The organism is Streptomyces sediminimaris (assembly GCF_047049295.1).
GTDB lineage: Bacteria > Actinomycetota > Actinomycetes > Streptomycetales > Streptomycetaceae > Streptomyces > Streptomyces sediminimaris.
The window spans coordinates 2416590-2439304 of sequence record NZ_JBJWOT010000001.1; the positions used below are offsets into that span (position 1 = coordinate 2416590).

22 protein-coding genes are annotated in these 22715 nt (G+C 73.2%); 14 read left to right on the top strand and 8 right to left on the bottom strand.

Annotated features, from left to right (window positions below; genetic code table 11):
• Positions 1-153: 153 nt before the first annotated feature.
• Positions 154-1350 (top strand): quinolinate synthase NadA, encoded by a 1197-nt coding sequence (nadA, locus tag ACJ9NR_RS11400; protein WP_412487412.1) that lies wholly within the window; start codon positions 154-156, stop codon positions 1348-1350.
• A gap of 54 nt (positions 1351-1404) precedes the next feature.
• Here the strand turns inward: nadA and ACJ9NR_RS11405 are convergent, their stop codons facing one another.
• From ACJ9NR_RS11405 to ACJ9NR_RS11420, 4 genes are all read right to left on the bottom strand, one after another.
• Positions 1405-2091: a response regulator gene (locus ACJ9NR_RS11405; protein WP_412487413.1), complete on the bottom strand. Its 687-nt coding sequence runs from the start codon at positions 2089-2091 to the stop codon at positions 1405-1407.
• Between the two features lie 142 nt (positions 2092-2233).
• Positions 2234-3454: a sensor histidine kinase gene (locus ACJ9NR_RS11410; RefSeq protein ID WP_412487414.1), complete on the bottom strand. Its 1221-nt coding sequence runs from the start codon at positions 3452-3454 to the stop codon at positions 2234-2236.
• Positions 3455-3669: 215 nt separating this feature from the next.
• The gene (pspAA, locus tag ACJ9NR_RS11415; RefSeq protein WP_412488805.1) at positions 3670-3948 is read right to left on the bottom strand and encodes a PspA-associated protein PspAA; all 279 of its coding nucleotides are present in this window, start codon (positions 3946-3948) and stop codon (positions 3670-3672) included.
• A gap of 35 nt (positions 3949-3983) precedes the next feature.
• Entirely contained in the window at positions 3984-4748 is a 765-nt protein-coding gene (locus tag ACJ9NR_RS11420) for a PspA/IM30 family protein (RefSeq protein WP_412488806.1), read from the bottom strand.
• 228 nt (positions 4749-4976) lie between these two features.
• On the opposite strand from ACJ9NR_RS11420, the gene ACJ9NR_RS11425 reads away from it, so the two are divergent.
• From ACJ9NR_RS11425 to ACJ9NR_RS11435, 3 genes are all read left to right on the top strand, one after another.
• A complete protein-coding gene (locus tag ACJ9NR_RS11425; protein WP_412487415.1) occupies positions 4977-5648 on the top strand; it encodes a DUF3043 domain-containing protein in 672 nt (223 codons plus the stop codon).
• An 83-nt stretch (positions 5649-5731) separates the two neighbouring features.
• Entirely contained in the window at positions 5732-6433 is a 702-nt protein-coding gene (locus ACJ9NR_RS11430; protein WP_412487416.1) for a class I SAM-dependent methyltransferase, read from the top strand.
• A gap of 57 nt (positions 6434-6490) precedes the next feature.
• The gene (locus ACJ9NR_RS11435; RefSeq protein ID WP_412487417.1) at positions 6491-7570 is read left to right on the top strand and encodes a S1C family serine protease; all 1080 of its coding nucleotides are present in this window, start codon (positions 6491-6493) and stop codon (positions 7568-7570) included.
• Between the two features lie 66 nt (positions 7571-7636).
• Here the strand turns inward: ACJ9NR_RS11435 and ACJ9NR_RS11440 are convergent, their stop codons facing one another.
• Positions 7637-7849, bottom strand: coding sequence for a hypothetical protein (locus ACJ9NR_RS11440; RefSeq protein WP_412487418.1), 213 nt, complete (start codon positions 7847-7849; stop codon positions 7637-7639).
• Between the two features lie 115 nt (positions 7850-7964).
• On the opposite strand from ACJ9NR_RS11440, the gene ACJ9NR_RS11445 reads away from it, so the two are divergent.
• Entirely contained in the window at positions 7965-9176 is a 1212-nt protein-coding gene (locus ACJ9NR_RS11445; RefSeq protein WP_412487419.1) for a bifunctional adenosylcobinamide kinase/adenosylcobinamide-phosphate guanylyltransferase, read from the top strand.
• On the opposite strand, the gene ACJ9NR_RS11450 is transcribed toward ACJ9NR_RS11445, so the two are convergent.
• Entirely contained in the window at positions 9165-9698 is a 534-nt protein-coding gene (locus ACJ9NR_RS11450) for a methyltransferase domain-containing protein (protein WP_412487420.1), read from the bottom strand. The genes ACJ9NR_RS11445 and ACJ9NR_RS11450 overlap by 12 nt on opposite strands.
• Before the next feature lie 137 nt (positions 9699-9835).
• Between ACJ9NR_RS11450 and cobT the strand changes: the two genes are divergently transcribed.
• The 3 genes from cobT (at position 9836) to ACJ9NR_RS11465 (ending at position 13608) form a co-directional block, all read left to right on the top strand.
• On the top strand, positions 9836-10984 hold the full coding sequence (gene cobT, locus ACJ9NR_RS11455; protein WP_412487421.1) for a nicotinate-nucleotide--dimethylbenzimidazole phosphoribosyltransferase: 1149 nt from the start codon (positions 9836-9838) through the stop codon (positions 10982-10984).
• Between the two features lie 100 nt (positions 10985-11084).
• Entirely contained in the window at positions 11085-12833 is a 1749-nt protein-coding gene (locus ACJ9NR_RS11460; protein WP_412487422.1) for a phosphatidylglycerol lysyltransferase domain-containing protein, read from the top strand.
• A gap of 10 nt (positions 12834-12843) precedes the next feature.
• Entirely contained in the window at positions 12844-13608 is a 765-nt protein-coding gene (locus ACJ9NR_RS11465; protein WP_412487423.1) for a hypothetical protein, read from the top strand.
• A 57-nt stretch (positions 13609-13665) separates the two neighbouring features.
• Here the strand turns inward: ACJ9NR_RS11465 and ACJ9NR_RS11470 are convergent, their stop codons facing one another.
• The gene (locus ACJ9NR_RS11470; RefSeq protein ID WP_412487424.1) at positions 13666-14427 is read right to left on the bottom strand and encodes a hypothetical protein; all 762 of its coding nucleotides are present in this window, start codon (positions 14425-14427) and stop codon (positions 13666-13668) included.
• Between the two features lie 60 nt (positions 14428-14487).
• Between ACJ9NR_RS11470 and ACJ9NR_RS11475 the strand changes: the two genes are divergently transcribed.
• The 5 genes from ACJ9NR_RS11475 to sucB all read left to right on the top strand — a co-directional run bounded on the left by ACJ9NR_RS11475 (position 14488) and on the right by sucB (position 21236).
• Complete coding sequence (locus ACJ9NR_RS11475) at positions 14488-15282, top strand: adenosylcobinamide-GDP ribazoletransferase (protein WP_412487425.1); 795 nt, start codon at positions 14488-14490, stop codon at positions 15280-15282.
• A 44-nt stretch (positions 15283-15326) separates the two neighbouring features.
• Entirely contained in the window at positions 15327-15932 is a 606-nt protein-coding gene (locus ACJ9NR_RS11480) for an RDD family protein (protein ID WP_412487426.1), read from the top strand.
• Positions 15933-16138: 206 nt separating this feature from the next.
• On the top strand, positions 16139-17674 hold the full coding sequence (locus ACJ9NR_RS11485) for a leucyl aminopeptidase (RefSeq protein WP_412487427.1): 1536 nt from the start codon (positions 16139-16141) through the stop codon (positions 17672-17674).
• Between the two features lie 285 nt (positions 17675-17959).
• On the top strand, positions 17960-19348 hold the full coding sequence (gene lpdA, locus ACJ9NR_RS11490; protein ID WP_412487428.1) for a dihydrolipoyl dehydrogenase: 1389 nt from the start codon (positions 17960-17962) through the stop codon (positions 19346-19348).
• A gap of 67 nt (positions 19349-19415) precedes the next feature.
• A complete protein-coding gene (sucB, locus tag ACJ9NR_RS11495) occupies positions 19416-21236 on the top strand; it encodes a 2-oxoglutarate dehydrogenase, E2 component, dihydrolipoamide succinyltransferase (protein WP_412487429.1) in 1821 nt (606 codons plus the stop codon).
• Positions 21237-21342: 106 nt separating this feature from the next.
• Here the strand turns inward: sucB and ACJ9NR_RS11500 are convergent, their stop codons facing one another.
• On the bottom strand, positions 21343-21636 hold the full coding sequence (locus tag ACJ9NR_RS11500; RefSeq protein ID WP_412487430.1) for a hypothetical protein: 294 nt from the start codon (positions 21634-21636) through the stop codon (positions 21343-21345).
• 279 nt (positions 21637-21915) lie between these two features.
• Here ACJ9NR_RS11500 and ACJ9NR_RS11505 point away from each other — a divergent pair, with 279 nt between their 5' ends.
• Positions 21916-22539, top strand: coding sequence for a GntR family transcriptional regulator (locus tag ACJ9NR_RS11505; protein ID WP_412487431.1), 624 nt, complete (start codon positions 21916-21918; stop codon positions 22537-22539).
• Positions 22540-22715 lie beyond the last annotated feature (176 nt).

Here is a 22715-nt window from a genome sequence, read left to right on the forward strand (position 1 = left end):
GGTTCCCCTCTTCATGCTCGCACATGCTCCCGGAAGCGGAAAACTCCCCGAGGGGATTCACGTCACATCGACGCTATGACCATCGTCAAACTGACGTGAAGCGGGTTATGATAGATAACGTCAATTCGACGAAAAGTAGAAAGGGTGCGTGCCGTGACCACCGCCCAGACCCCGGAGCTCGACGTACAGCCGACTCCTCTCGCCCTGCTGCTCCTCGGCCGCGAGGCCGACCCGAAGAGTGAGCGCGGCGTCGAGTGCCCCGGCGACCTGCCCTCGCCGTCCGACCCCGATCTCGTGGCCCGTGCCCGCGCGGCCAAGGAGAAGCTCGGCGACAAGGTCTTCGTGCTCGGCCACCACTACCAGCGCGACGAGGTCATCCAGTTCGCCGACGTGACGGGTGACTCCTTCAAGCTGGCCCGGGACGCGGCGGCGCGCCCGGAGGCCGAGTACATCGTGTTCTGCGGTGTGCACTTCATGGCGGAGTCCGCGGACATCCTGACGTCCGACGAGCAGAAGGTGGTCCTGCCCGACCTCGCCGCCGGCTGCTCCATGGCCGACATGGCCACGGCCGAGCAGGTCGCCGAGTGCTGGGACGTGCTGACCGAGGCCGGTGTGGCCGAGCAGGTCGTGCCGGTGTCGTACATGAACTCCTCCGCCGACATCAAGGCCTTCACCGGCAGGCACGGCGGCACGATCTGCACCTCGTCCAACGCGCGGCGGGCGCTGGAGTGGGCCTTCCGGCAGGGTGATCCCTCGACCACGAAGGTGCTGTTCCTGCCCGACCAGCACCTCGGCCGGAACACCGCGGTGCGGGACATGGGCATGTCCCTCGAGGACTGCGTCGTCTACAACCCGCACAAGCCGAACGGCGGGCTGACGGCCGAGCAGCTGCGCGACGCGAAGATGATCCTGTGGCGCGGCCACTGCTCGGTGCACGGCCGGTTCTCGCTGGACTCGGTGAACGACGTCCGCGAGCGCATCCCCGGCGTCAACGTCCTGGTCCACCCCGAGTGCCGGCACGAGGTCGTCGCGGCGGCCGACCAGGTCGGCTCCACGGAGTACATCATCAAGGCCCTGGAGGCGGCCCCGGCCGGTTCCAAGTGGGCCATCGGCACCGAGCTCAATCTCGTACGCCGGCTCGCGAACCGCTTCGCGCCCGAGGGCAAGGAGATCGTCTTCCTCGACCGGACGGTCTGCTTCTGCTCGACCATGAACCGCATCGACCTCCCCCACCTGGTCTGGGCCCTGGAGTCCCTGGCCGACGGCAAGCCGGTCAACCGGATCGAGGTCGACAAGGAGACGGAGGCGTTCGCGAAGCTGGCGCTGGAGCGGATGCTCGCCCTGCCGTAGGGTCCCGGCCGGTCGCACAGGGCTCCGGCGGCCGGCCCGATCGGCACCGGGCCGTCACTCCACCCTCGGACGTACCAGACCGGACTCGTAGGCGATCACCACCAGCTGGGCGCGGTCCCGCGCGCCCAGCTTGGCCATGGCGCGGTTGACGTGCGTCTTCACGGTGAGCGGGCTCACCTCGAGACGTTCGGCGATCTCGTCGTTGGAGTGGCCGCCGGCGACCTGGACGAGGACCTCGCGCTCACGGACGGTGAGGGCACCGAGCCGTTCGGAGCGGGCGGGGTCGTGGCCGTCGCCGGCGGCGTCGCCCTGGGCGAGGAAGCGGGCGATCAGTCCCTTGGTGGCGGCCGGGGAGAGCAGGGCCTCCCCGCCGGCCGCGACGCGGATGGCGCTCAGCAGCTCCTCCGGTTCACTGCCCTTGCCGAGGAAGCCCGAGGCGCCGGCGCGCAGGGACTGCACCACGTAGTCGTCGACCTCGAAGGTGGTCAGGATCACCACGCGCACCCGGGCGAGGGCCGGGTCGGCGCTGATCATGCGGGTCGCGGCGAGGCCGTCGGTGCCGGGCATCCGGATGTCCATCAGCACGACGTCGGCCCGCTGCTCCTTGGCGAGGCGCACCGCCTCCGCACCGTCGGACGCCTCCCCGACGACCTCCATGTCGGGCTCGGAGTCGACGAGCACACGGAACGCGCTGCGCAGCAGGGCCTGGTCGTCGGCGAGCAGGACGCGGATGGTCGTCATGCAGGGTCCTTCGCGGAGTGCGGGGCGGGTGTCCGGCGGTGAGTGAGTCACGGTCGTGCGGCGGTGAGTCGCACGCGGTGGGTCGTACGGCGGTGGGTCATACGGCGGTGGGTCATACGGCGGTGGGTCATACGGCGGTGGGTCATACGGCGTCTTCCGCGGCCCGGGAGCGGGTCTTGACCGGAAGGATGGCATGGACGCGGAAGCCGCCGCCGTAGCGGGGGCCGGTGGTGAGGGTGCCGCGCAGTGCGGTGACCCGCTCGCGCATGCCGAGCAGGCCGTGGCCGCCGCCACCGGCCGGCTCGTCGTTCTCGGCGGAGCCGTTGTCGAGGACGGTGATCTCCACGTTCGGGCCGACGCGCACCACGCTGACCTCGGCCTTGGCCTCCGTGCCCGCGTGCTTCTGCACGTTGGTGAGGGCCTCCTGGATGACGCGGTAGGCGGCCAGGCCCACGGCGGCGGGCAGGGTGGTGCCCTGGTCGGCGCGGGCGACCTCGACGCGCAGGCCCGCGCTGCGGAAGGTACCGACGAGTTCGTCGAGGCGGTCCAGGCCCGGGGCCGGTTCGGTCGGGGCCTCGGGGTCGCCGGACTGGCGCAGCAGGCCGACGGTGGCGCGCAGTTCGTTGAGCGCGGAGCGGCTGGCCTCGCGGACGTGGGCGAGGGCCTCCATGGCCTGGTCGGGCCGCTTGTCCATGACGTGGGCGGCGACGCCCGCCTGCACGTTGACCAGGGCGATGTGGTGGGCGACGACATCGTGCAGGTCGCGGGCGATGCGCAGGCGTTCCTCTGCCACGCGGCGGCGGGCCTCCTCCTCGCGGGTGCGTTCCGCGCGCTCGGCGCGCTCGCGGATGGCCTGCACGACGGCGCGGCGGCTGCGGACGGCGTCGCCCGCGGTGGCGCCGATGCCGGTCCAGGCGAAGATGGCGAGGTTCTCCTGGGCGTACCAGGGCAGGGGGCCGGCGAGCATGGCGGCACCGGTGAGCACGGTCATCGTCAGCAGGCCGAGGCGCCAGGTGGTGGGGCGGTCGGTGGTGGCGGCGACGGTGAACAGGGCGACGACCGCGGACATCGCGACGGGCGCCCGGGGGTCGTCGACCACGCACTCGATGACCGAGACGGTGCCGGTGAGGGCGAGGACCGTTCTGGGCGCGCGGCGGCGGAAGACCAGGGCGAGGGCGCCGAGGGTCATCAGGACCAGGGCGAGCGGGTCGGGGGTGCGCAGACCCCAGTCGGCGCCGTGCCTGCCGTTCGGGTCCACGAAGGAGCCCGCCAGCATGCAGCCGAGCACGCCGGCCGCGAGGGCGGCGTCCAGTGCCAGCGGATGGGCCCTGAGCCGGCATCTGGTGCGGTCGAGTGTGCTCACGCTCTGACAGTACGGGGGTGTACGCCGGGCCGGAACGGGTGGTGCCTGCGCCCCGCGGTGGCCGCCTGCGGTGACGGCTCGCCCGCCCCCGCACCGAAAGGGCCTCCGCCCCGACCGCCGGGCGGGGACGAAGCCGCCGTCCGGCCGGCTCCGCGGAGAGCCGTCGGCCCCGGGCCGCGGAAAGCCGTCAGCCCCGGATGCCCGTCAGCCCGGGATCAGCCAGGGATCAGCCCGTCGTCGCTCAGCAGCCCCCGGACCTCCTCCAAGGTCGCGTCCGGGGAGGGCAGGATCAGCTCCGACGGTTCCAGGGAGTCGTCGGGGAGCGGGGCTCCGAGTTCGCGGACCTTGGCGAGAAGCGCCTCCAGGGTGTGGCGGAAGCCGGGGCCGTCGCCGTTCTCCATCTCCCGCAGGAGTTCGTCGTCCAGCTTGTTGAGCTCGGCGAGGTGGCTCTCCGCCAGCCTCACCTGACCCTCCCCCATGATCCGCACGATCAGGTCGTCGCCCATGTCCGGCCTCCTAGGCGTGGCCCCTACTGCTTGTCGAAGCGCGGGGTGTCCGTCGGCTGCTGCTGGGACTGTCCCTCACCGGTGCCGCCCTCGATGGCCTGCTGCTGCGAGCCTCCGGCCAGCTCCGCCTTCATGCGCTGCAGTTCCAGCTCTACATCACTACCACCGGAGATCCGGTCCAGCTCGGCCTGGATCTCGTCCTTGTGCATGCCGGACTGGTCGTCCAGGGCGCCGGAGGCGAGCAGTTCGTCGATGGCGCCGGCGCGGGCCTGGAGCTGCGCCGTCTTGTCCTCGGCGCGCTGGATGGCGAGGCCGACGTCGCCCATCTCCTCGGAGATGCCGGAGAACGCCTCACCGATGCGGGTCTGGGCCTGGGCCGCCGTGTACGTGGCCTTGATCGTCTCCTTCTTGGTGCGGAAGGCGTCGACCTTGGCCTGCAGCCGCTGGGCCGCCAGGGTGAGCTTCTCCTCCTCGCCCTGCAGCGTCGCGTGCTGCGTCTCCAGGTCGGTGACCTGCTGCTGGAGAGCGGCGCGGCGCGACAGCGCCTCGCGTGCCAGGTCCTCACGGCCCAGCGCCAGCGCCTTGCGGCCCTGGTCCTCCAGCTTGGTGGACTGCTGCTGCAACTGGTTCAGCTGGAGTTCCAGCCGCTTGCGGGACGTGGCCACGTCCGCCACGCCCCGGCGCACCTTCTGAAGCAGCTCCAACTGCTTCTGGTACGAGTAATCGAGGGTCTCGCGCGGGTCCTCGGCCCGGTCAAGGGCCTTGTTCGCCTTCGCGCGGAAGATCATCCCCATACGCTTCATGACACCGCTCATGGGCTTCGCGCGCCCCCTTCTGACCGACTCCGGCTCCAGCTCTGCGACAGAACCCACAGTACGGGCCCTGCATCCATTGACGCACTGTTCGGGGACGGATGCGCTCATCCGCAAGGACGACTGCTGCCGATCCCGGTCCGGCGTAAGGAGTAGGTGGCTCCCCAGGGAGGCACCGTGTGCAACGTCCCCTCTGTCCCTTACATGACGACTGGCGTTGCCGGATCGTTCCCCGCGGGGCTGGGGTCCAACCCCGGCCACCCCGTACCCTTGGGTTTTGTGTTCCGTAGCCGTGCCAAGGAAGAGAAGGCCCCCGCCGCCAAGGCGGCCGTGACCGACTCCAAGCAGCCCCGTGACCCGCAGGCCCCGAAGGGCCGGCCCACGCCCAAGCGCAGTGAGGCCCAGTCCCAGCGCCGCAGCGTCGCCAACACCTCGATGACGCGCAAGGACGCCGCCAAGCGCCAGCGCGAGGAGCGGCGTGCCGCCCTGGATCGGCAGCGCAAGGCGCTGGCCGGCGGCGACGAGCGCTACCTGCCGGCCCGCGACAAGGGCCCGGTCCGCAAGTTCGCGCGCGACTGGATCGACTCCCGGTTCAACGTGGCGGAGTTCTTCCTGCCCATGGCCGTGGTCATCCTGGTGCTGAGCGTCGTCCGGGTGCCCGCGCTGCAGAACATCGCGCTGCTGCTGTGGCTCGTCATCATCGTGCTGATCGTGCTCGACGCGGTCGTCAGCGCCGTCCGGCTGAAGAAGGCGCTGGCCGCGCGCTTCCCCGACCGGAACACCAAGGGCGCCACCCGCTACGCCCTGATGCGCTCCCTGCAGATGCGTCGCCTCCGGCTGCCGAAGCCGCAGGTCAAGCGCGGAGAGCGGCCCTGAGCACGACGTCTTTCTCCGGGGGCGCGGCGGATGCCTGGCTGAGCGGGCTGGGTAGGCTGCGGGACGTCGTACGCCAGGAGCTGGTGGCCCGGCAGCTCGACGAGCAGATGGCGGCACGGTTCCCTGTCGGGCGGCGGCTGCGCGTGCTCGACGTGGGCATGGGCCAGGGCACCCAGGCGCTGCGCCTGGCCAGGACCGGGCACCAGGTGACCGGGCTGGAGCAGGACGCCACTATGGTCGCGGCCGCGCGCCGGGCCCTCGCCGGTGAGCCCGAGGGCATCCGGGAGCGGATGCGGATCATCGAGGGCGACGGCCGGGACACCGGTGTGCACTTCCTGCCGGGCAGCTTCGACGTGGTCCTGTGCCACGGGGTGCTGATGTACGTGGAGGAGCCCGATCCGCTGCTGGCCGGACTGGCCCGGATGCTCGCCCACGGCGGGCTTCTGTCGCTGCTCGTGCGCAACGCCGACGCGCTGGCGATGCGGCCGGGCCTGTCCGGCGACTGGTCCGGCGCGCTCGGCGCCTTCGACACGGTGTCGTACACCAACCGGCTGGGGCTCGACGTACGGGCCGACCGGCTGAGTGCGCTGACGGCGACGCTCGCCGGGATCGGCGCGCCCCTGCACGCCTGGTACGGGGTGCGGGTGTTCACGGACACCGCGGCGGACGGGGCGGAGATCCCGGCCGACATGGAGAGTCTGCTCGCGGCCGAGGAGCGGGCCGGGCGGACCGATCCCTACCGCGGGGTGGCGGCACTGCTGCACCTGTGCGGCGTGCGCGGCTGAGCCCCGTTCGGGTGCGCACCGCGGGCCGGGCGCGGGGCCGGACGTGAGACTCGGGGCATGGACGTTTCCCGCACCCGTGCCGTCCGGCTGCCGGCCGTGGCCGCCGCGCTGTGCTGCTGCCTCGCGCTCGTCGCGGGCTGCTCCGGCTCCGCGTCCCGGAGCGAGAAGGAGAGGGCGACCGCCCAGACCGCGCAGACCGCCGTGCCGATGGCGGCCGCCGACCTGCAGAGCGACTACCAGAAAGTGATCAAGGACGTACTGCCGTCGGTGGTGCAGATCCAGGCCGGCAACGACCTGGGCTCGGGGATCGTCTACGACGACCAGGGGCACATCGTCACCAACGCGCACGTCGTCGGGGACCAGAAGACGTTCCGGGTGACGACCGCGAACAGCGACAAGGCGCTCACCGCCACGCTGGTGTACTCCTACCCCCAGCAGGACCTCGCCGTCATCAAGCTGGAGGCGGTGCCCAAGGGGCTGCGGCCGGCGGCCTTCGCGGACTCCTCGAAGGTGCGGGTCGGGCAGATCGTGCTGGCGATGGGCTCGCCGCTCGGGCTGTCGTCCAGCGTCACGCAGGGGATCGTGTCGGCGACCGGACGGACCGTCACCGAAGGCGGATCGGGCGGCAGCCCGGGAGCGACGATCGGGAACATGATCCAGACGTCGGCGGCCATCAACCCGGGCAACAGCGGCGGCGCACTGGTCGACCTCGACGGGCGGGTCGTCGGCATTCCGACACTCGCCGCCGTCGACCCGAACCTCGGCAACAGCGCGGCGCCCGGCATCGGGTTCGCGATCCCCTCGTCGATGGTGGGGACGGTCGCCGGACAGATCGTCAGGAACGGCAAGGTCACCGACTCGGGCCGGGCCGCGCTCAACATCACGGGCCGCACGGTCGTCGACGACCGGTTCCGGCCCGCCGGGGTCGCCGTGGTCGAGGTGGAGAAGGGCGGGGCCGCCGACAAGGCGGGTATCCGTGCCGGGGACGTCATCATCAGGCTGGGTGACACGGACATCACCACCATCACCTCGCTGACCGAGGCGCTGGCCGCCGAGAAGCCGGGCGACCGGACGTCGGTGACGTACACCCGCGACGGCCGGGAGGAGAAGACGGACGTCACGCTGGGCGAGCAGTGACCGGCACCGCGAGGGGCGGCCGGATCCCGGCCGCCCCTCCGGCGTGACCCGGTAGCGCGCTACCGCCTATGCCTCGTCGGCGTGCAGGCTCATCGGCCCGTAGACCTCCGCGGAGTCCTCGAACAGCCGCACCTGGTCGGCTCCGCCCTCCTGCAGGGCCTTCCAGTGCTCCCCGATCCAGGACTCGGCGTCTCCCTGCGTGGTGAAGTCCTCGGGCTGCACCGCGGGCCGGACCTCCGCCCCGTCCGCCTTCTCGAAACGCCACGTCCATGCCGCCATGTACGCCTCCCGTGTCTGGGGCACCTGCAGAGCAGAAGCCGGATCTTGGTCCGGCTCCTGTCCAGAAGACTAGTCGGACGGGCAGCACCTGCGCAGACACGCGAAAATCACTGTCGTGGAAGTGACTCTGCTCGGCACCGGCGCCCCCGCGGGCCTGCCCCGCCCCGACTGTCCCTGTGCCGCCTGTGCGTCCGCGCTCGGCGCTGACGCGCGGGCGGCGACCGCCGTGCTGGTGGACGGCACGCTGCTGCTCGACCTGACGCCGGGCGCGGCGTTCGCGGCCGCCCGGTCCGGGCATTCGCTCGGCGGCGTACGGCAGGTGCTGCTGACGCATCCGCACGACGGACCGCCGGTCGAGGTGCCCGCCGGGACGCCGCATCCCGGACGGGTGCCGGACGGGCGGGAGCTGGCGCTGCTGACGGGGCACCGGGTGCGCGCGGTGGCGATGGACGCGCCGGGCACCGGGTACGCGGTCACCGGGCCGAGCGGGCAGCGGCTGCTGTACCTGCCGCCCCGGTCCGCGCCCGCCGGGCTGGAGGAGGGTCCGGCGCAGTCGTACGACATGGTGCTCGCCGACGTGGTGCGGCGCCCCGACGCGCTGGCCGGTCTGCGGGCGGTGGGGGCGCTCGGCCCGGCCACGGACGTGGTCGCCGTCCATCTGGACCACGACGTGCCGCCGGGCGGCGAACTGGCCCGGCGGCTCGCCGCCGCGGGGGCGCGGGCCGTGCCGGACGGGACGACGCTGACGGTGGGGGAATTCACCGACGTGGCCGACCTGGCCGGCGTGCCGCGGCGGACGCTGGTGCTGGGCGGGGCCAGGTCCGGGAAGTCCGTGGAGGCGGAGCGGCGCCTGGAGGCCTTCCCCGACGTGCGGTACGTGGCGACGGGCGGCACGCGCAACGGCGACACGGAGTGGGCCGCGCGGGTCGCCGCCCACCGCGAGCGGCGGCCGGGGTCCTGGCGGACGACCGAGACCTGCGACCTGGTGCCGCTGCTGAGGGAGGAGGGGCCCCCGCTGCTGATCGACTGCCTGTCCCTGTGGCTGACGGACGCGATGGACGCGGTCGGGGCGTGGGACGACGCTCAGTGGGCGGACGGCGGGGAGCGGGCGCTGCGGGAGCGGGTGCGGGAGCTGACGGAGGCGGTGCGGGCCACCCGGCGGACCGTGGTCGCCGTGTCGAACGAGGTGGGTTCGGGCATCGTGCCGGCCACGGCGTCCGGGCGGCGCTACCGGGACGAACTCGGGCGCCTGAACGCCGCGTTCGCCGGGGAGTGCGAGCACGTGGTGCTGGTGGTGGCGGGCCAGGCGCTGGTGCTACGGGGCTGACCGGGGCCGGCGCGCGACGATCCGGCAGGTGTACGGCAGCCGGTCCAGGACGTGCCGGCTCGCGGCCACGATCGCGCAGTCGTACGCCTCCAGCCGGCGGCGCAGCTCGTACGACTCCTGCGGGGCCGCCTCCACCAGGAGGAGGCCGCCGGGGCGCAGCAGCGTGAGGGCGGCGGCGAGTTCGGCGCGGGGGTCCGGGACGGGTGAGCGGCGGTCGAGGAGGGTGACGACATCGTAGCGGCCGCGCAGGATCGCCGTGATGTGCCGGTCCGTCACATGGCCCGCGTACGCCTCCTCGACGCGCTCCAGATGGCGGGCGTACGCCACGCGCGGGCCGGGATCGAGGCCGTCGATGGAGGTGTAGGGGAAGAGCTTCCGGGCGGTCTCGGGGAAGTGCGCCTCGCCCGTGCCGACGTCCAGCCAGCTCTCCGGCTCGGGCAGCAGCCGCAGGATCGCGCGGGCCGCCGAACGGTGACGTCTGCGCCGGCCGAGGGCGCTGACACGGCTGCGCAGGCTGTTCAAGGCGGCTCCCGGAGGCGTACGACATTCCGCTGCAAAACGGAACGTAAGGGATCGGGAACGCGGGAGCAACGACGTCGGGTGCGTGTGGTGCCCCTGTGGCGCTGTCCTGTTCGACCGGTGCCGGTACTGTTCGGCGAATGAGCTCGCTTAATCTCGACGACTTCACCGATCTGATCGAGCGCCCGGACGGCGGGGTACGCCGCGACGCCGAGGCGCGCAGGGAGCGCCAGGTCGTGCCGCCCGGGTCACTGGGCCGCCTCGACGAACTCGGTGAGTGGCTGTCCGCCGCGCAGTCCGCCGTGCCGGTGCGGCCGATCGAGCGGCCGCGGGTGGTGCTCTTCGCCGGCGACCACGGAGTCGCCGCACTGGGCGTCTCGGCCCGGCCCGCGGGCAGCGCCGGCCGGCTGGTGCGGGAGGTGCTGGAGGGCGGCCGTCCGGTGTCCGTGCTCGCCCGCCGGCTCGGCGTGCCGGTGCGCGTCGTCGACATGGCCCTGGACTGCGACCCGCAGACGCTGCCGGACGAGGTCGTACGGCACCGGGTGCGGCGCGGCAGCGGGCGTATCGACATCGAGGACGCGCTGACGGCCGAGGAGGCCGAGGCGGCGTTCCGCGCCGGCGTCGCGGTGGCCGACGAGGAGGCCGACTCCGGCACGGATCTGGTGGTGCTCGGCGATGTGAGCGTGGGCGGGACGACGGTGGCCGGCGTGCTGATCGCCGCGCTGTGCGGGACCGACGCCTCGGTCGTCACCGGGCGGGGCGGGCTCGCCATCGACGACCTGACGTGGATGCGCAAGTGCGCGACGATCCGGGACGCGCTGCGGCGGGCGCGGCCCGTGCTGGGCGACCAGTTGCAGTTGCTGACGGCGGTGGGCGGCGCCGACGTCGCCGCGATGACGGGCTTTTTGCTGCAGAGCGCGGTGCGCAAGACGCCGGTGATCCTGGACGGCGTCGTGGCGGCGGCCTGCGCCCTGGTGGCGCAGCGGGTCTCGTTCCGGGCGCCGGACTGGTGGCTGGCCGCGCACGACAGCGGGGAGCCGGGGCAGGCCAAGGCCCTGGACCGGATGGCGCTGGAGCCGCTGCTGTCGCACGGCGTGACCGTGGGCGAGGGCACGGGCGCGCTGCTCGCGCTGCCGCTGGTCCAGGCCGCGGCGGCGCTCGCCGCGGAACTGCCGGAGCGGCCGGAGGAGCAGGAACAGCAGGAACAGCGGGAACAGCGGGAAGAGCGGGGACTCTCCGGCGACGGTGAGCAGAAGGGCGGGGAGACCGAGGCGCAGGAGATCGGCTAGGCAGGCGCCGGCCAGGCGCCGCGACACGGACCGAAAGCCGACCGACCGACGACCCGAGATGGAGGGGTTCATCAGGACATCGCCCATATGATCCTCATCCATGGGAGATGCCCGAATTGCCTCGCGGCGGGCCGCCGCGTTCGCCGTCTGGTATTTGCGGGCCGTCGCGTTCGTCAACTTTCTCAGTGCCGTGTGGGTGTCGCTGGGACAGGACGTGCGGCGGCACAACCAGGAGAACCTCTTCACGCCGTACCTGCTGACCGCGGGCTTCGCCTCCGGAGTGTTCACGGCCTTCCTCGCCGTGACCATGCGGCGCCGCAAGCGCGCCGCGTGGATCCTCAACCTCGCACTGGCGGGCCCGTTCCTCGGGCTGTTCGGCTTCGCGATGGCGTTCCCGGAGATCCGGCGGTCCGCCCAGAACTGGATCTCGCTCGCCCTCACCGCCGCCTTCGTCGCGGCCCTGCTGGCCGGGCGGCGGGAGTTCTACGCCAAGGGCGACCGCGCCAACCCCCGGCTCGCCGCCGCGGTCGCGGTGGGCGGGACGCTGGCCGCCTCGCTGCTGGCCGGGCTGCTGGTGACACTCACCGACCAGGCGCCGGACGCGGCCCGTTCGACCTTCCCGGAGCGCTGGCGCTACGGCACCTTCCGGCTGGTCTCCATCGCCGTCGACGAGTCCCGCTTCCCCGGCGTGGACGCGCCGAACTGGGTCAACGTCGCCGTCAACGTGCTCAGCACGGTCCTCGTCCTCGCCGTCCTCTACGCCGCCTTCCGCTCCCGGCGCACCGTGGACCCGCTCAGCGAGGACGACGAGAAACGGCTGCGGGAACTGCTTCGGCGGCAGGGGGAGCGGGACTCGCTGGGGTACTTCGCGCTGCGCCGGGAGAAGAGCGTGGTGTGGTCGCCGACGGGCAAGGCGGCGGTGGCGTACCGGGTCGTCGGGGGTGTCTCGCTGGCCTCCGGCGACCCCCTCGGCGACCCGGAGGCGTGGCCCGGCGCGATCGGGCCGTGGCTCGCCGAGGCGCGGGCGCACGGGTGGATCCCGGCGGTGATGGGGGCGAGCGAGGAGGCCGGGACCGTGTACGCGCGGCACGGCCTGGACGCGCTGGAGCTGGGCGACGAGGCGATCGTGGAGGTCGCCGAGTTCACGCTGGAGGGCCGGGCCATGCGGACCGTGCGGCAGGCCTGCAACCGGGTCCGGCGGGCCGGCTACGGCGTGCGGATCCGGCGGCACGAGGACATCCCGGCCGACGAGATGGCGTATCTGCTCCGGCGGGCGGACGACTGGCGCGACGGGGCCACCGAACGCGGGTTCAGCATGGCGCTGGGACGGCTCGGGGACCCCGAGGACGGGCAGTGCGTGATGCTCGAGTGCACCGACGGGACGGGCGAGTTGCGGGCGCTGCTGTCCTTCGTGCCGTGGGGGCCGCACGGGCTCTCCCTCGACCTGATGCGGCGCGACCGGGACTCCGGGAACGGGCTGGTGGAGTTCATGGTGCTCGAACTGCTGCGCCGCGCCCGGGACATCGGGGTCACCCAGGTCTCACTGAACTTCGCCATGTTCCGGTCGGTCTTCGAACGGGGGGCGCGGCTGGGTGCCGGGCCGGTGCTGAGGCTGTGGCGCTCGCTGCTCAGCTTCTTCTCGCGCTGGTGGCAGATCGAGTCCCTGTACCGCGCCAACGCGAAGTACCGGCCCATCTGGGAGCCGCGGTTCCTGCTGTTCGAGAAGAGCGCGGACCTGCCGCGCATCGCCATCGCCGCGGCGCGGGCGGAGGGGTTCCTGACGGCGGGCCCCGCGGCACCGGGGCTGCCGAAGTGGCTGCGCCGCGAGCACCTGGGGACCCACCGATGAGGACCACCGCGTGAGGGCCCTCGCCCGCTGGGCGCGCGCCGAATGGGGGCTGCTGTACGTCACGGCGCGCGAGCCGCTGCTGGCGCGGCGCTGGCGGGCGCTCCCGGGGACGCTCGGGGCGGTGGGTCTGACGGCTCTCGCGCAACTGGTCCAGAACCAGCCCTGGGGCTACCGGTTCGTGCAGGACGTCGGGGTGGTGCGGGCGGAGGACCCGGTGTGGCCGGCCCTGCTGCGCACCCCTCTCTCGCTGTTCGTCCCGGCCCTGGACCTCCCCGTGTGGGGCGCACTCGCCCAGGTCCTCCTCGTCTTCGGCATCGCGGAACTCTGCCTGGGCCTACGGCACACCCTCGTCATCGCCTACGCCGCCACCCTCGCCGGAACGCTCTACGCCCGTGCGGGCGTCCGGCTGGGCTTCGACAGCCCCCTGGGCCTGCCGCCCTCGGACGCCGCCGTGATCGACACGGGCCCCTCGGCGGCGGTCGTGGGCCTGGCCGTCTTCCTCGGCTGGCGCTACGGCGCGTACACCACGGCCGGCGCCGTGACGGCCGCCATGGCGGCCGAGGCCGCGCTCAAGGGCAACCTGGCCGGCAAGGAACACCTGGCGGCGATCGTCGTGACGGTCCTGCTGTGCGCGCTCCCGGCGCTGCGCCGACGGCGCCGGGAACCGCCACCGGACCCCCGCGCGGGAACCCGCGCAGCCCGCGACGGCACCGGACCCACGGCAGCCCTGGTCCCGCACCGCGAGAGCACCGGCGGCGAGTACGGCGACGGCTGAGCGTTCAGGTCCCGCCCGCCGGCCGGAGGGAGCAGGCCCGCCGTGCCGTGAGCGCCGTCACCGGGTCAGCGCGCGGCCCGGTGCCGGGTCCGGCTTGCCGCCCAGGAAGTCCTGGAATTTGCGGCGGGGGCCCAGCCAGCGGCGGTCGTGGTGGTAGGCGCGGAGGGTGGCTCTGGCGCGGGCGCGGGGGCGGCGGCGGTAGAAGCGCCTGGCCCAGGGGGAGCCGGGACGGGCCAGCCGGACGAGGCCGATCAGGCCGATGAACGGGACGATCACGCTGAACACGGCCATCCGGGTCTTGCCCTTGCTCAGGACGGCCAGGGAGAACAGGAAGTTGACGACCACGGTCGAGATCACGCTGCCGCGGTCCTGCAGTTCCTGCTCGGTCATGCCGTTCACGCCGAACGGCGCGAAGCCCGCGAGCATCAGGCCCACCAGGGCCGCCGTGAGGACGACCACCTCCACGCTCTTGCGGCCCTCCTCGCTCCAGTAGACGTCGTCGAGATGCAGGATCAGCGCGAACTCGTCGAGGACCAGCCCCGCCCCCATGCCGAAGACGACCGCGAACGCGGCGGCGCCGAACCCGTGCCGGCCGCTGGCGACCGCGCCGAACCCGCCGAGGGTCGTGAGGACGACGCCCGGGACGACGTGGTGGATGTGCAGCCCGCCCGCCTTGACGTTGCCGAAGGGGCCCTTGCCGGCCCGGATGAGGCGCGTGACGGCCCGCGTGACCAGGAATGTCAGCACGAAGGCGGTGAGGGCGAGCAGCAGCGGAAGCTTGCCCGGCTCGATGATGTTCCGCTGCAGCCAATGTCCCATATGCGCACTGTATCCAGGCCCGTCGCGGCCCTCCTCCCGACCGCCCGGTAACCTGCGCCGGTGCCCGGACCCTCCTCGACGCCCTGGCCGGACGGCCTCCGTTTCGCCTTCGGCACCCTCACCGTGCTGCCCGTCCCGGTGACCCGCTGGGACCGGGACGCGGCCCGCGGCGGCATGCTGTGCGCGCCGCTCGCCGGAGCCGTCGTCGGCGGCTGCGCGGCCCTGGCCGGCGTGGCGCTGCTGGCGCTCGGCGCCGACGCCCTGCTCGCCGCCGTCGTCTCCGCCGCCGTCCCCGCCGCCCTCACCCGCGGTCTGCACCTGGACGGTCTGGCGGACACCGCCGACGGCCTCGGCAGCGGCAAGCCCGCACCGGACGCCCTGCGGATCATGAAGCAGTCGGACATCGGGCCCTTCGGAGTGCTCACGCTCGTCCTGGTGCTGCTCGCCCAGGTCGCCGCCCTGGCCCAGGCGTACGGCGGCTCGTGGGCCCGGGGCGCGCTCGCGGCCGTCGTCTCGGCGACCGCCGCCCGCCTCGCGCTCACCCTGGCGGCGCGGGCCGGCGTGCCGGCCGCCCGCCCCGAGGGGCTGGGCGCGGCGGTGGCGGGTGTGGTGCCGGTACGGGCGGCGGCGCTCGCCGCGGTGCTGGTCACCGGCGCGGCCGCCGCCGCGGGCGCGCTCCTGGGGACGTACGGCGTCGTCCGCACGGCGGCCGCGGTGCTCGCCGCGCTGGTCGTCGCCGAACTCCTGCTCGGCCACTGCACGCGCCGCTTCGGCGGGGTGACCGGCGACGTGTTCGGAGGGCTGGCCGAGACGGCGGCGACCGTCTGTCTCCTCGTGATGTCACTGGGGCAGTAGTCTGTTCGGCCGTACGGACAGAGGAATTCGATCGGGGGACGTTCGTGCCGAAGCTTCGCCGTGTCACGGCCTGGTTCATCGACTTCGCGCTGGTGCTGGCGCTCGCCGCCGCGCTGGCCGTGCTCACCTTCCACCGCATATCCGCGCTCGTCGCCGACGTACCCGGACTCGCCACCCGCGGCGGCCTCGACCTGCTGACCTCACGCGGCGACGTGATCAGCGCCTCGGAGGGGTTCGGGGTGTCGCTGTGGGACAAGGCGGTCGGTTACGTCGAGGAGGCCTTCGGCCTGCTGATCGTCGTCACCTTCCTCTACCAGTGGGCCTGCCTCTCCCTCGCCGGGCGCACCCTCGGCAAGGGTCTGCTCGGCCTGAAGGTCGCCCCGAGCGCGCCGCGCCGCGCCGCGGTGCGCGCCGCCGTCACCACGGCCGCCGACATCGCCGTCTACGCCGTCGCCTGCGTGCTGCTGATGGAGGGCGAGTTCCTGCTGTCGGTCGCCGTGTGGGCGCTGGCCGTCGTCTTCTTCTTCCTCAACGCGCTCCCGGTCTTCTCCCCCACCCGGCGCTCCCTCGCCGACCGCGTGGCCGGCACGGCCGTCACCGGTCTCGGCATCAGGACGCCCACCGCCACGCCTGCGGCCCGCACCTTCTGACCGGCGCGGGCGCGGACGACGCGGGGACGACGCGGGGAATGAGCCGACGCGCCCACGCGCGTAGTCTCGTCCGGAGTGTTCGCCGCACCGGGGAAGGCCCCGCTGAGACCGCACCCTGAGGTCGGATCTAGGGTCGGCTGTCGGGCCCGGTCGACCCACACAGATCGACCACAGGAACTTCACATCGGAAGCGAGAATTCACCACCGTGACTGCTCTCACTCTCAGCACCGCCGCGGCGCCCGGTCTTCGGGCCGACGCGATCGTGATCGGTGTGGCCAAGGGCGCGAAGGGCCCGGTCGTGGCGCCGGGCGCCGAGGCCGTGGACAAGGCCTACGACGGCCATCTCGCCGGCGTCCTGGAGACCCTCGGCGCGTCCGGCGCCGAGGGCGAGGTGACGAAGCTGCCCGCGCCCTCCGGCTTCAAGGCCCCGCTCGTGGTGGCAGTGGGCCTCGGCCAGGAGCCCGGCAAGGACGCGAACGCGGCCTTCGACGCCGAGGCCCTGCGCAAGGCCGCGGGCTGCGCCGCCCGTGCCCTCGCCGGAGCGAAGAAGGCCGCCTTCGCCCTGCCCGTCGGCGACGCCGCCGACGTCCGCGCGATCGGCGAGGGCGTGCTGCTCGGCGCGTACTCCTTCGACACCTACAAGGAGACCGCGCCCTCGGGCGGCGCCGCCAAGAACGGCAAGGCCCCGCTCGGCGAGGCCGCGCTGCTCGGCGCCAGGCCCCGCGACAAGGAGCACAAGGCCGCCGTCCAGCGCGCCGTCGCCGTCGCCGAGGAGCTCAACCGCGCCCGCGACCTGGTCAACACCCCGCCGAACGACCTCAACCCGGAGGCGTTCGCCGCGGTCGCGGTGGCCGCGGCCAAGGAGCACGGCATCAAGGTGCAGGTGCTCGACGTCAAGGCGCTCCAGAAGGGCGGCTACGGCGGCATCCTCGGCGTCGGCGCCGGTTCGGCGTCGGGGCCGCGGCTGGTGAAGCTGTCGTACACCCCTTCCAGGGCCAGGAAGCACCTCGCGTTCGTCGGCAAGGGCATCACCTACGACTCGGGTGGCATCTCGCTGAAGCCGGCGGGCCACAACGAGACGATGAAGTGCGACATGAGCGGCGCGGCGGCCGTCTTCGCCGCCGTGGTCGCCGCCGCGCGCCTGGGCCTGGAGGTGAACGTCACCGGCTGGCTGGCGCTCGCCGAGAACATGCCGTCCGGTTCCGCGACCCGGCCGGGCGACGTGCTGCGCATGTACAGCGGCAAGACGGTCGAGGTCCTCAACACCGACGCCGAGGGCCGGCTGGTGCTGGCGGACGCGCTGTGGGCCGCCTCCCAGGAGAAGCCGGACGCCATCGTGGACGTCGCGACCCTCACCGGCGCGATGATGCTGGCGCTGGGCAGCCGGACCTTCGGGATCATGGCGAACGACGACGCGTTCCGCTCCACGGTGCACGAGGCGGCCGAGGAGGTCGGCGAGCCGGCCTGGCCGATGCCGCTGCCCGAGCACCTGCGCAAGGGCATCGACTCCCCGACCGCCGACATCGCCAACATGGGCGAGCGGATGGGCGGCGGCCTCGTCGCGGGGCTCTTCCTGCGCGAGTTCGTGGGCGAGGGCATCACCTGGGCGCACCTGGACATCGCGGGCCCGGCCTTCAACGAGGGCGGCCCGTTCGGCTACACGCCGAAGGGCGGCACGGGTACGGCGGTGCGGACCCTGGTCCGGCTGGCGGAGCTGACGGCCTCGGGCGACCTGGGCTGATGCGGCGATGAGCGAGGGGGCTCCGCGCGCGGGTAGGGCGGAGCCCCCTCGTGGCCGACGGATTGCCGGGTTTTTCCGGCGGGTGCTCAGGTGAACGTGGGACGTCTCACACACCGGCCCGGCGTCTCGTTCACCTCCGACAAGTGCGAAGATGGGCCACGGCAGGACAGGGCCCCCACCACAGGGCCGAAGAAAGAGCGGCCGGACACCAGCCGACCGACCGGTCAACCCCCCGTATGGCACCAAGGGGCCCGGCGTACGGCGCACATGCATGGAGGACGTGACGTGGCGAACGACGCCAGCACCGTTTTCGACCTAGTGATCCTCGGCGGTGGTAGCGGTGGTTACGCCGCGGCCCTGCGCGGGGCGCAGCTGGGCCTGGACGTCGCCCTGATCGAGAAGGACAAGGTCGGCGGTACCTGCCTGCACCGTGGGTGCATCCCCACCAAGGCCCTGCTGCACGCGGGCGAGATCGCCGACCAGGCCCGCGAGAGCGAGCAGTTCGGCGTCAAGGCGAGCTTCGAGGGCATCGACGTCCCCGCCGTCCACAAGTACAAGGACGGCGTCGTCGCCGGCCTGTACAAGGGCCTGCAGGGGCTCATCGCCTCGCGCAAGGTGACCTACATCGAGGGTGAGGGCCGGCTGTCCTCCCCCACCTCCGTCGACGTGAACGGGCAGCGCGTCCAGGGCCGCCACGTCCTGCTGGCGACCGGCTCGGTGCCGAAGTCGCTGCCGGGCCTGGAGATCGACGGCAACCGCATCATCTCCTCCGACCACGCCCTCGTCCTGGACCGCGTGCCGAAGTCCGCGATCATCCTGGGCGGCGGCGTCATCGGCGTCGAGTTCGCCTCCGCCTGGAAGTCCTTCGGTGCGGACGTCACCGTCGTCGAGGGCCTGAAGCACCTCGTCCCGGTCGAGGACGAGAACTCCTCCAAGCTGCTCGAGCGCGCGTTCCGCAAGCGCGGCATCAAGTTCAGCCTGGGCACGTTCTTCCAGAAGGCCGAGTACACGCAGGACGGCGTCAAGGTCACCCTCGCCGACGGCAAGGAGTTCGAGGCCGAGGTCCTGCTGGTGGCCGTCGGCCGCGGCCCGGTCTCCGCCGGTCTCGGCTACGAGGAGCAGGGCGTCGCCATGGACCGCGGCTACGTCCTGGTCGACGAGTACATGCGCACCAACGTGCCCACCATCTCCGCCGTCGGGGACCTGGTCCCCACGCTCCAGCTCGCGCACGTCGGCTTCGCCGAGGGCATCCTGGTGGCGGAGCGCCTGGCCGGTCTGAAGACCGTCCCGATCGACTACGACGGTGTCCCGCGGGTGACCTACTGCCACCCCGAGGTCGCCTCCGTCGGCATCACCGAGGCCAAGGCCAAGGAGATCTATGGTGCGGACAAGGTCGTCGCTCTGAAGTACAACCTCGCCGGCAACGGCAAGAGCAAGATCCTCAACACCGCGGGTGAGATCAAGCTCGTCCAGGTCAAGGACGGTGCCGTGGTCGGCGTCCACATGGTCGGCGACCGCATGGGCGAGCAGGTCGGCGAGGCCCAGCTGATCTACAACTGGGAGGCGCTGCCGGCCGAGGTGGCCCAGCTCATCCACGCCCACCCGACGCAGAACGAGGCGATGGGCGAGGCCCACCTTGCTCTGGCCGGCAAGCCGCTGCACTCGCACGACTGACCCTCGGTCGACGAAGCGACTCCGCGACGACACAGACTTCCGCAATTCCTAAGGAGCAACCGAAACCATGGCGGTTTCCGTAACCCTTCCGGCGCTCGGCGAGAGCGTCACCGAGGGCACTGTCACCCGCTGGCTGAAGGCCGAGGGCGAGCGCGTCGAGGCCGACGAGCCGCTGCTCGAGGTCTCGACCGACAAGGTCGACACCGAGATCCCCTCGCCCGCCGCCGGTGTCCTCGCCAGCATCAAGGTCGCCGAGGACGAGACGGTCGAGGTCGGCGCCGAGCTCGCCGTCATCGACGACGGCTCCGGGGCGGCCGCCGCCGCGCCCGCCCCGGCCGCCGCGGAGGCTCCGGCCCCCGCCGCCCAGCCCGCCCCGGCGCCGGCCGCCGAGGCCCCGGCCGCCCCGGCCCCCGCGCCCGCCGCCCCCGCCGCGCCTGCTTCCCCCGCGGGCGGCGCGTCCGGCACGGACGTGGTCCTGCCCGCGCTCGGCGAGTCCGTCACCGAGGGCACCGTCACCCGCTGGCTGAAGTCGGTCGGCGACTCCGTCGAGGCCGACGAGCCGCTGCTCGAGGTCTCCACGGACAAGGTCGACACCGAGATCCCGGCGCCCGCCTCCGGCACGCTGCTGGAGATCGTGGTCGGTGAGGACGAGACCGCCGAGGTCGGCGCCAAGCTCGCCGTCATCGGCGCCGCGGGTGCCGCTCCCGCGGCCGCCCCGGCCCCCGCCGCCCCGGCCCCCGCGCCCGCCGCCGAGGCTCCGGCCCCGGCTCCGGCCGCCCCCGCGGCCCCGGCACCCGCCCCGGCCCCGCAGGCCCCGTCGGCCCCGGCCCCGCAGCAGGTCACGGCGCCGGCTCCGGACCCGGCGCCGTCCGCCCCTGCGCCCGCCCCGGCTCCGGCGCCCGCCCCGGCGGCTCCGGCCGCTCCGGCTCCCGCCCCGGCCGCCGCCAAGGCGACCGACGAGGGCGCCTACGTCACCCCGCTGGTGCGCAAGCTCGCCGCCGAGAACGGCGTCGACCTGTCCACCGTCAAGGGCACCGGCGTCGGCGGCCGTATCCGCAAGCAGGACGTCACCGCCGCCGCCGAGGCCGCGAAGGCCGCCGCTGCCGCCCCGGCTCCCGCCGCCGCTGCCGCCCCGGCCAGGAAGGCCCCGGCGCTGGAGGTCTCCCCGCTCCGCGGCCAGACCGTCAAGATGCCGCGCATCCGCAAGGTCATCGGCGACAACATGGTCAAGGCGCTGCACGAGCAGGCGCAGCTGTCCTCGGTCGTCGAGGTGGACGTCACCCGCCTGATGCGCCTGCGCGCCCAGGCCAAGGACTCCTTCGCCGCGCGCGAGGGCGTCAAGCTCTCCCCGATGCCGTTCTTCGTGAAGGCGGCGGCCCAGGCGCTGAAGGCCCACCCGGTCATCAACGCCAGGATCAACGAGGCCGAGGGCACGATCAGCTACTTCGACACCGAGAGCATCGGTATCGCGGTGGACTCCGAGAAGGGCCTGATGACCCCGGTCATCAAGCACGCGGGCGACCTGAACATCGCCGGCATCGCGAAGGCCACGGCGGAGCTGGCCGGCAAGGTCCGCGCCAACAAGATCACCCCGGACGAGCTGTCCGGCGCGACCTTCACCATCTCCAACACCGGTTCGCGCGGCGCGCTCTTCGACACGATCATCGTGCCGCCGGGCCAGGTCGCGATCCTCGGCATCGGTGCCACGGTCAAGCGCCCGGCGGTCATCGAGACCGAGGAGGGCACGGTCATCGGCGTCCGCGACATGACCTACCTGACCCTCTCCTACGACCACCGTCTGGTGGACGGCGCCGACGCGGCCCGTTACCTGACCGCGGTCAAGGCGATCCTGGAGGCGGGCGAGTTCGAGGTCGAGCTCGGCCTCTGAGACTCCGCGTCCCTGTGACGGTGCCCCTGTCCGGAGTCTCCGGGCGGGGGCACCGCCGTAGGCCCCCGCCGTGCGTCTGCCCGCCGGGTCCGGCGGCCCCGTGGACCTACCGGTCCGTCCCCGTACCCGGGGCGCCCCGGCCGTCGTGGCCGGAGTTCGGCGCCCGGTCCGCCCCGTCCGCCCCGGCGGGCAGACGCACCCGGCCGGGACCTGCGGCCACCGCGGGCACCGGGACCCGCCGGCCGCCGTGTGCCGTGACCGGGACCGTGGCGGCCGGGCGGGTGCTGCCGCCGGACGCCTGCGTGGGCATCGGCCGGCACCCCGCCAGGCCGATGACCGAGCCCGCGACGGCCACCGCGACCGCCAGTCCGAGCCTGCCGCTGCGTTCCCCGATGTCCATGCCGACCCCCGGACGGTGCGGGGGCACCCCGCCCGGGCACCCCTGCCGACCGCGACGGCGGGGTGCGCCCGGCGGTTCTCGCCGTGACACGGCGGTGACGGCTCCGGGTCCGCTCCGCTACGGGTCTTTACACCCGGTAGCACTCTGTGCGGCGTGTAAGTCTCGTCTCACCTGCGTGAAAGCGCCCCCGTGCACCCCTACGGAAAGCGCTCGCGGCCTTATGGTCGAAACGTCAAACGCCCCCGGGGCCGATGGGCGGCCCCTCCCGAAGGAGCCCTCATGACCGCGCCCGTCATCCACTCGCTGCGCGAACAGATCCGCGAGCACATCGTGGAAGGGATCGTCAGCGGGCGCTGGCAGCCGGGCGAGCGGATCGTGGAGCGGCGCATCGCCACCGAGCTGGAGGTCAGCCAGACGCCGGTGCGGGAGGCGCTGCGCGAGCTGGAGTCGCTGCGGCTGATCGAGTCGGCTCCCAACAAGGGCGTGCGGGTGCGCAACCTGACGGCCGCCGACCTGGAGGAGAGCTACCCGGTCCGGGCCGGCCTGGAGGCGATCGCGGCGGAACTCGCGGCGGAGCGCCTGGCCGAGGACTGCTCGGCCCTGGAGCCGCATGTCGCCGCCCTCTACCGGGCCGACCGCGCCGCCGACGGCACCGGCCAGGTGCGGCACACCGTCGCCTTCCACCGCGAACTGGTGCGGGCCGCCGGGAACTCCGTGCTGCTGCACACCTGGGAGGGCCTGGGCATCGAAGTCTTCACGGCGCTGTCCATCCGCTGGCTGGGAACCGTCCAGCAGTCGTACGCGGAGGAGCACGAGGAGCTGGTACAGGCGTTCCGCAGGAGGGACCCGAGGATCGCCGAGCTGGTGAAGGCCCACGTGCTCGGCTGCGCGCCGCGGGCCTGAAGCAGCCGAGCATCCCCGCGCTCACCTGCGAAAACCCCCCGGAATCGCGGCACCGGGTGCCATCCGTGAAGGCACCGCATGCCGACTTTCTCGTCATCGAGAAGTTTTACCCCTGAACCCTTTGATCGATCATCGATCAGGGAGTTATTGTCGCCGACGGGCCTGAACCGAGGCCC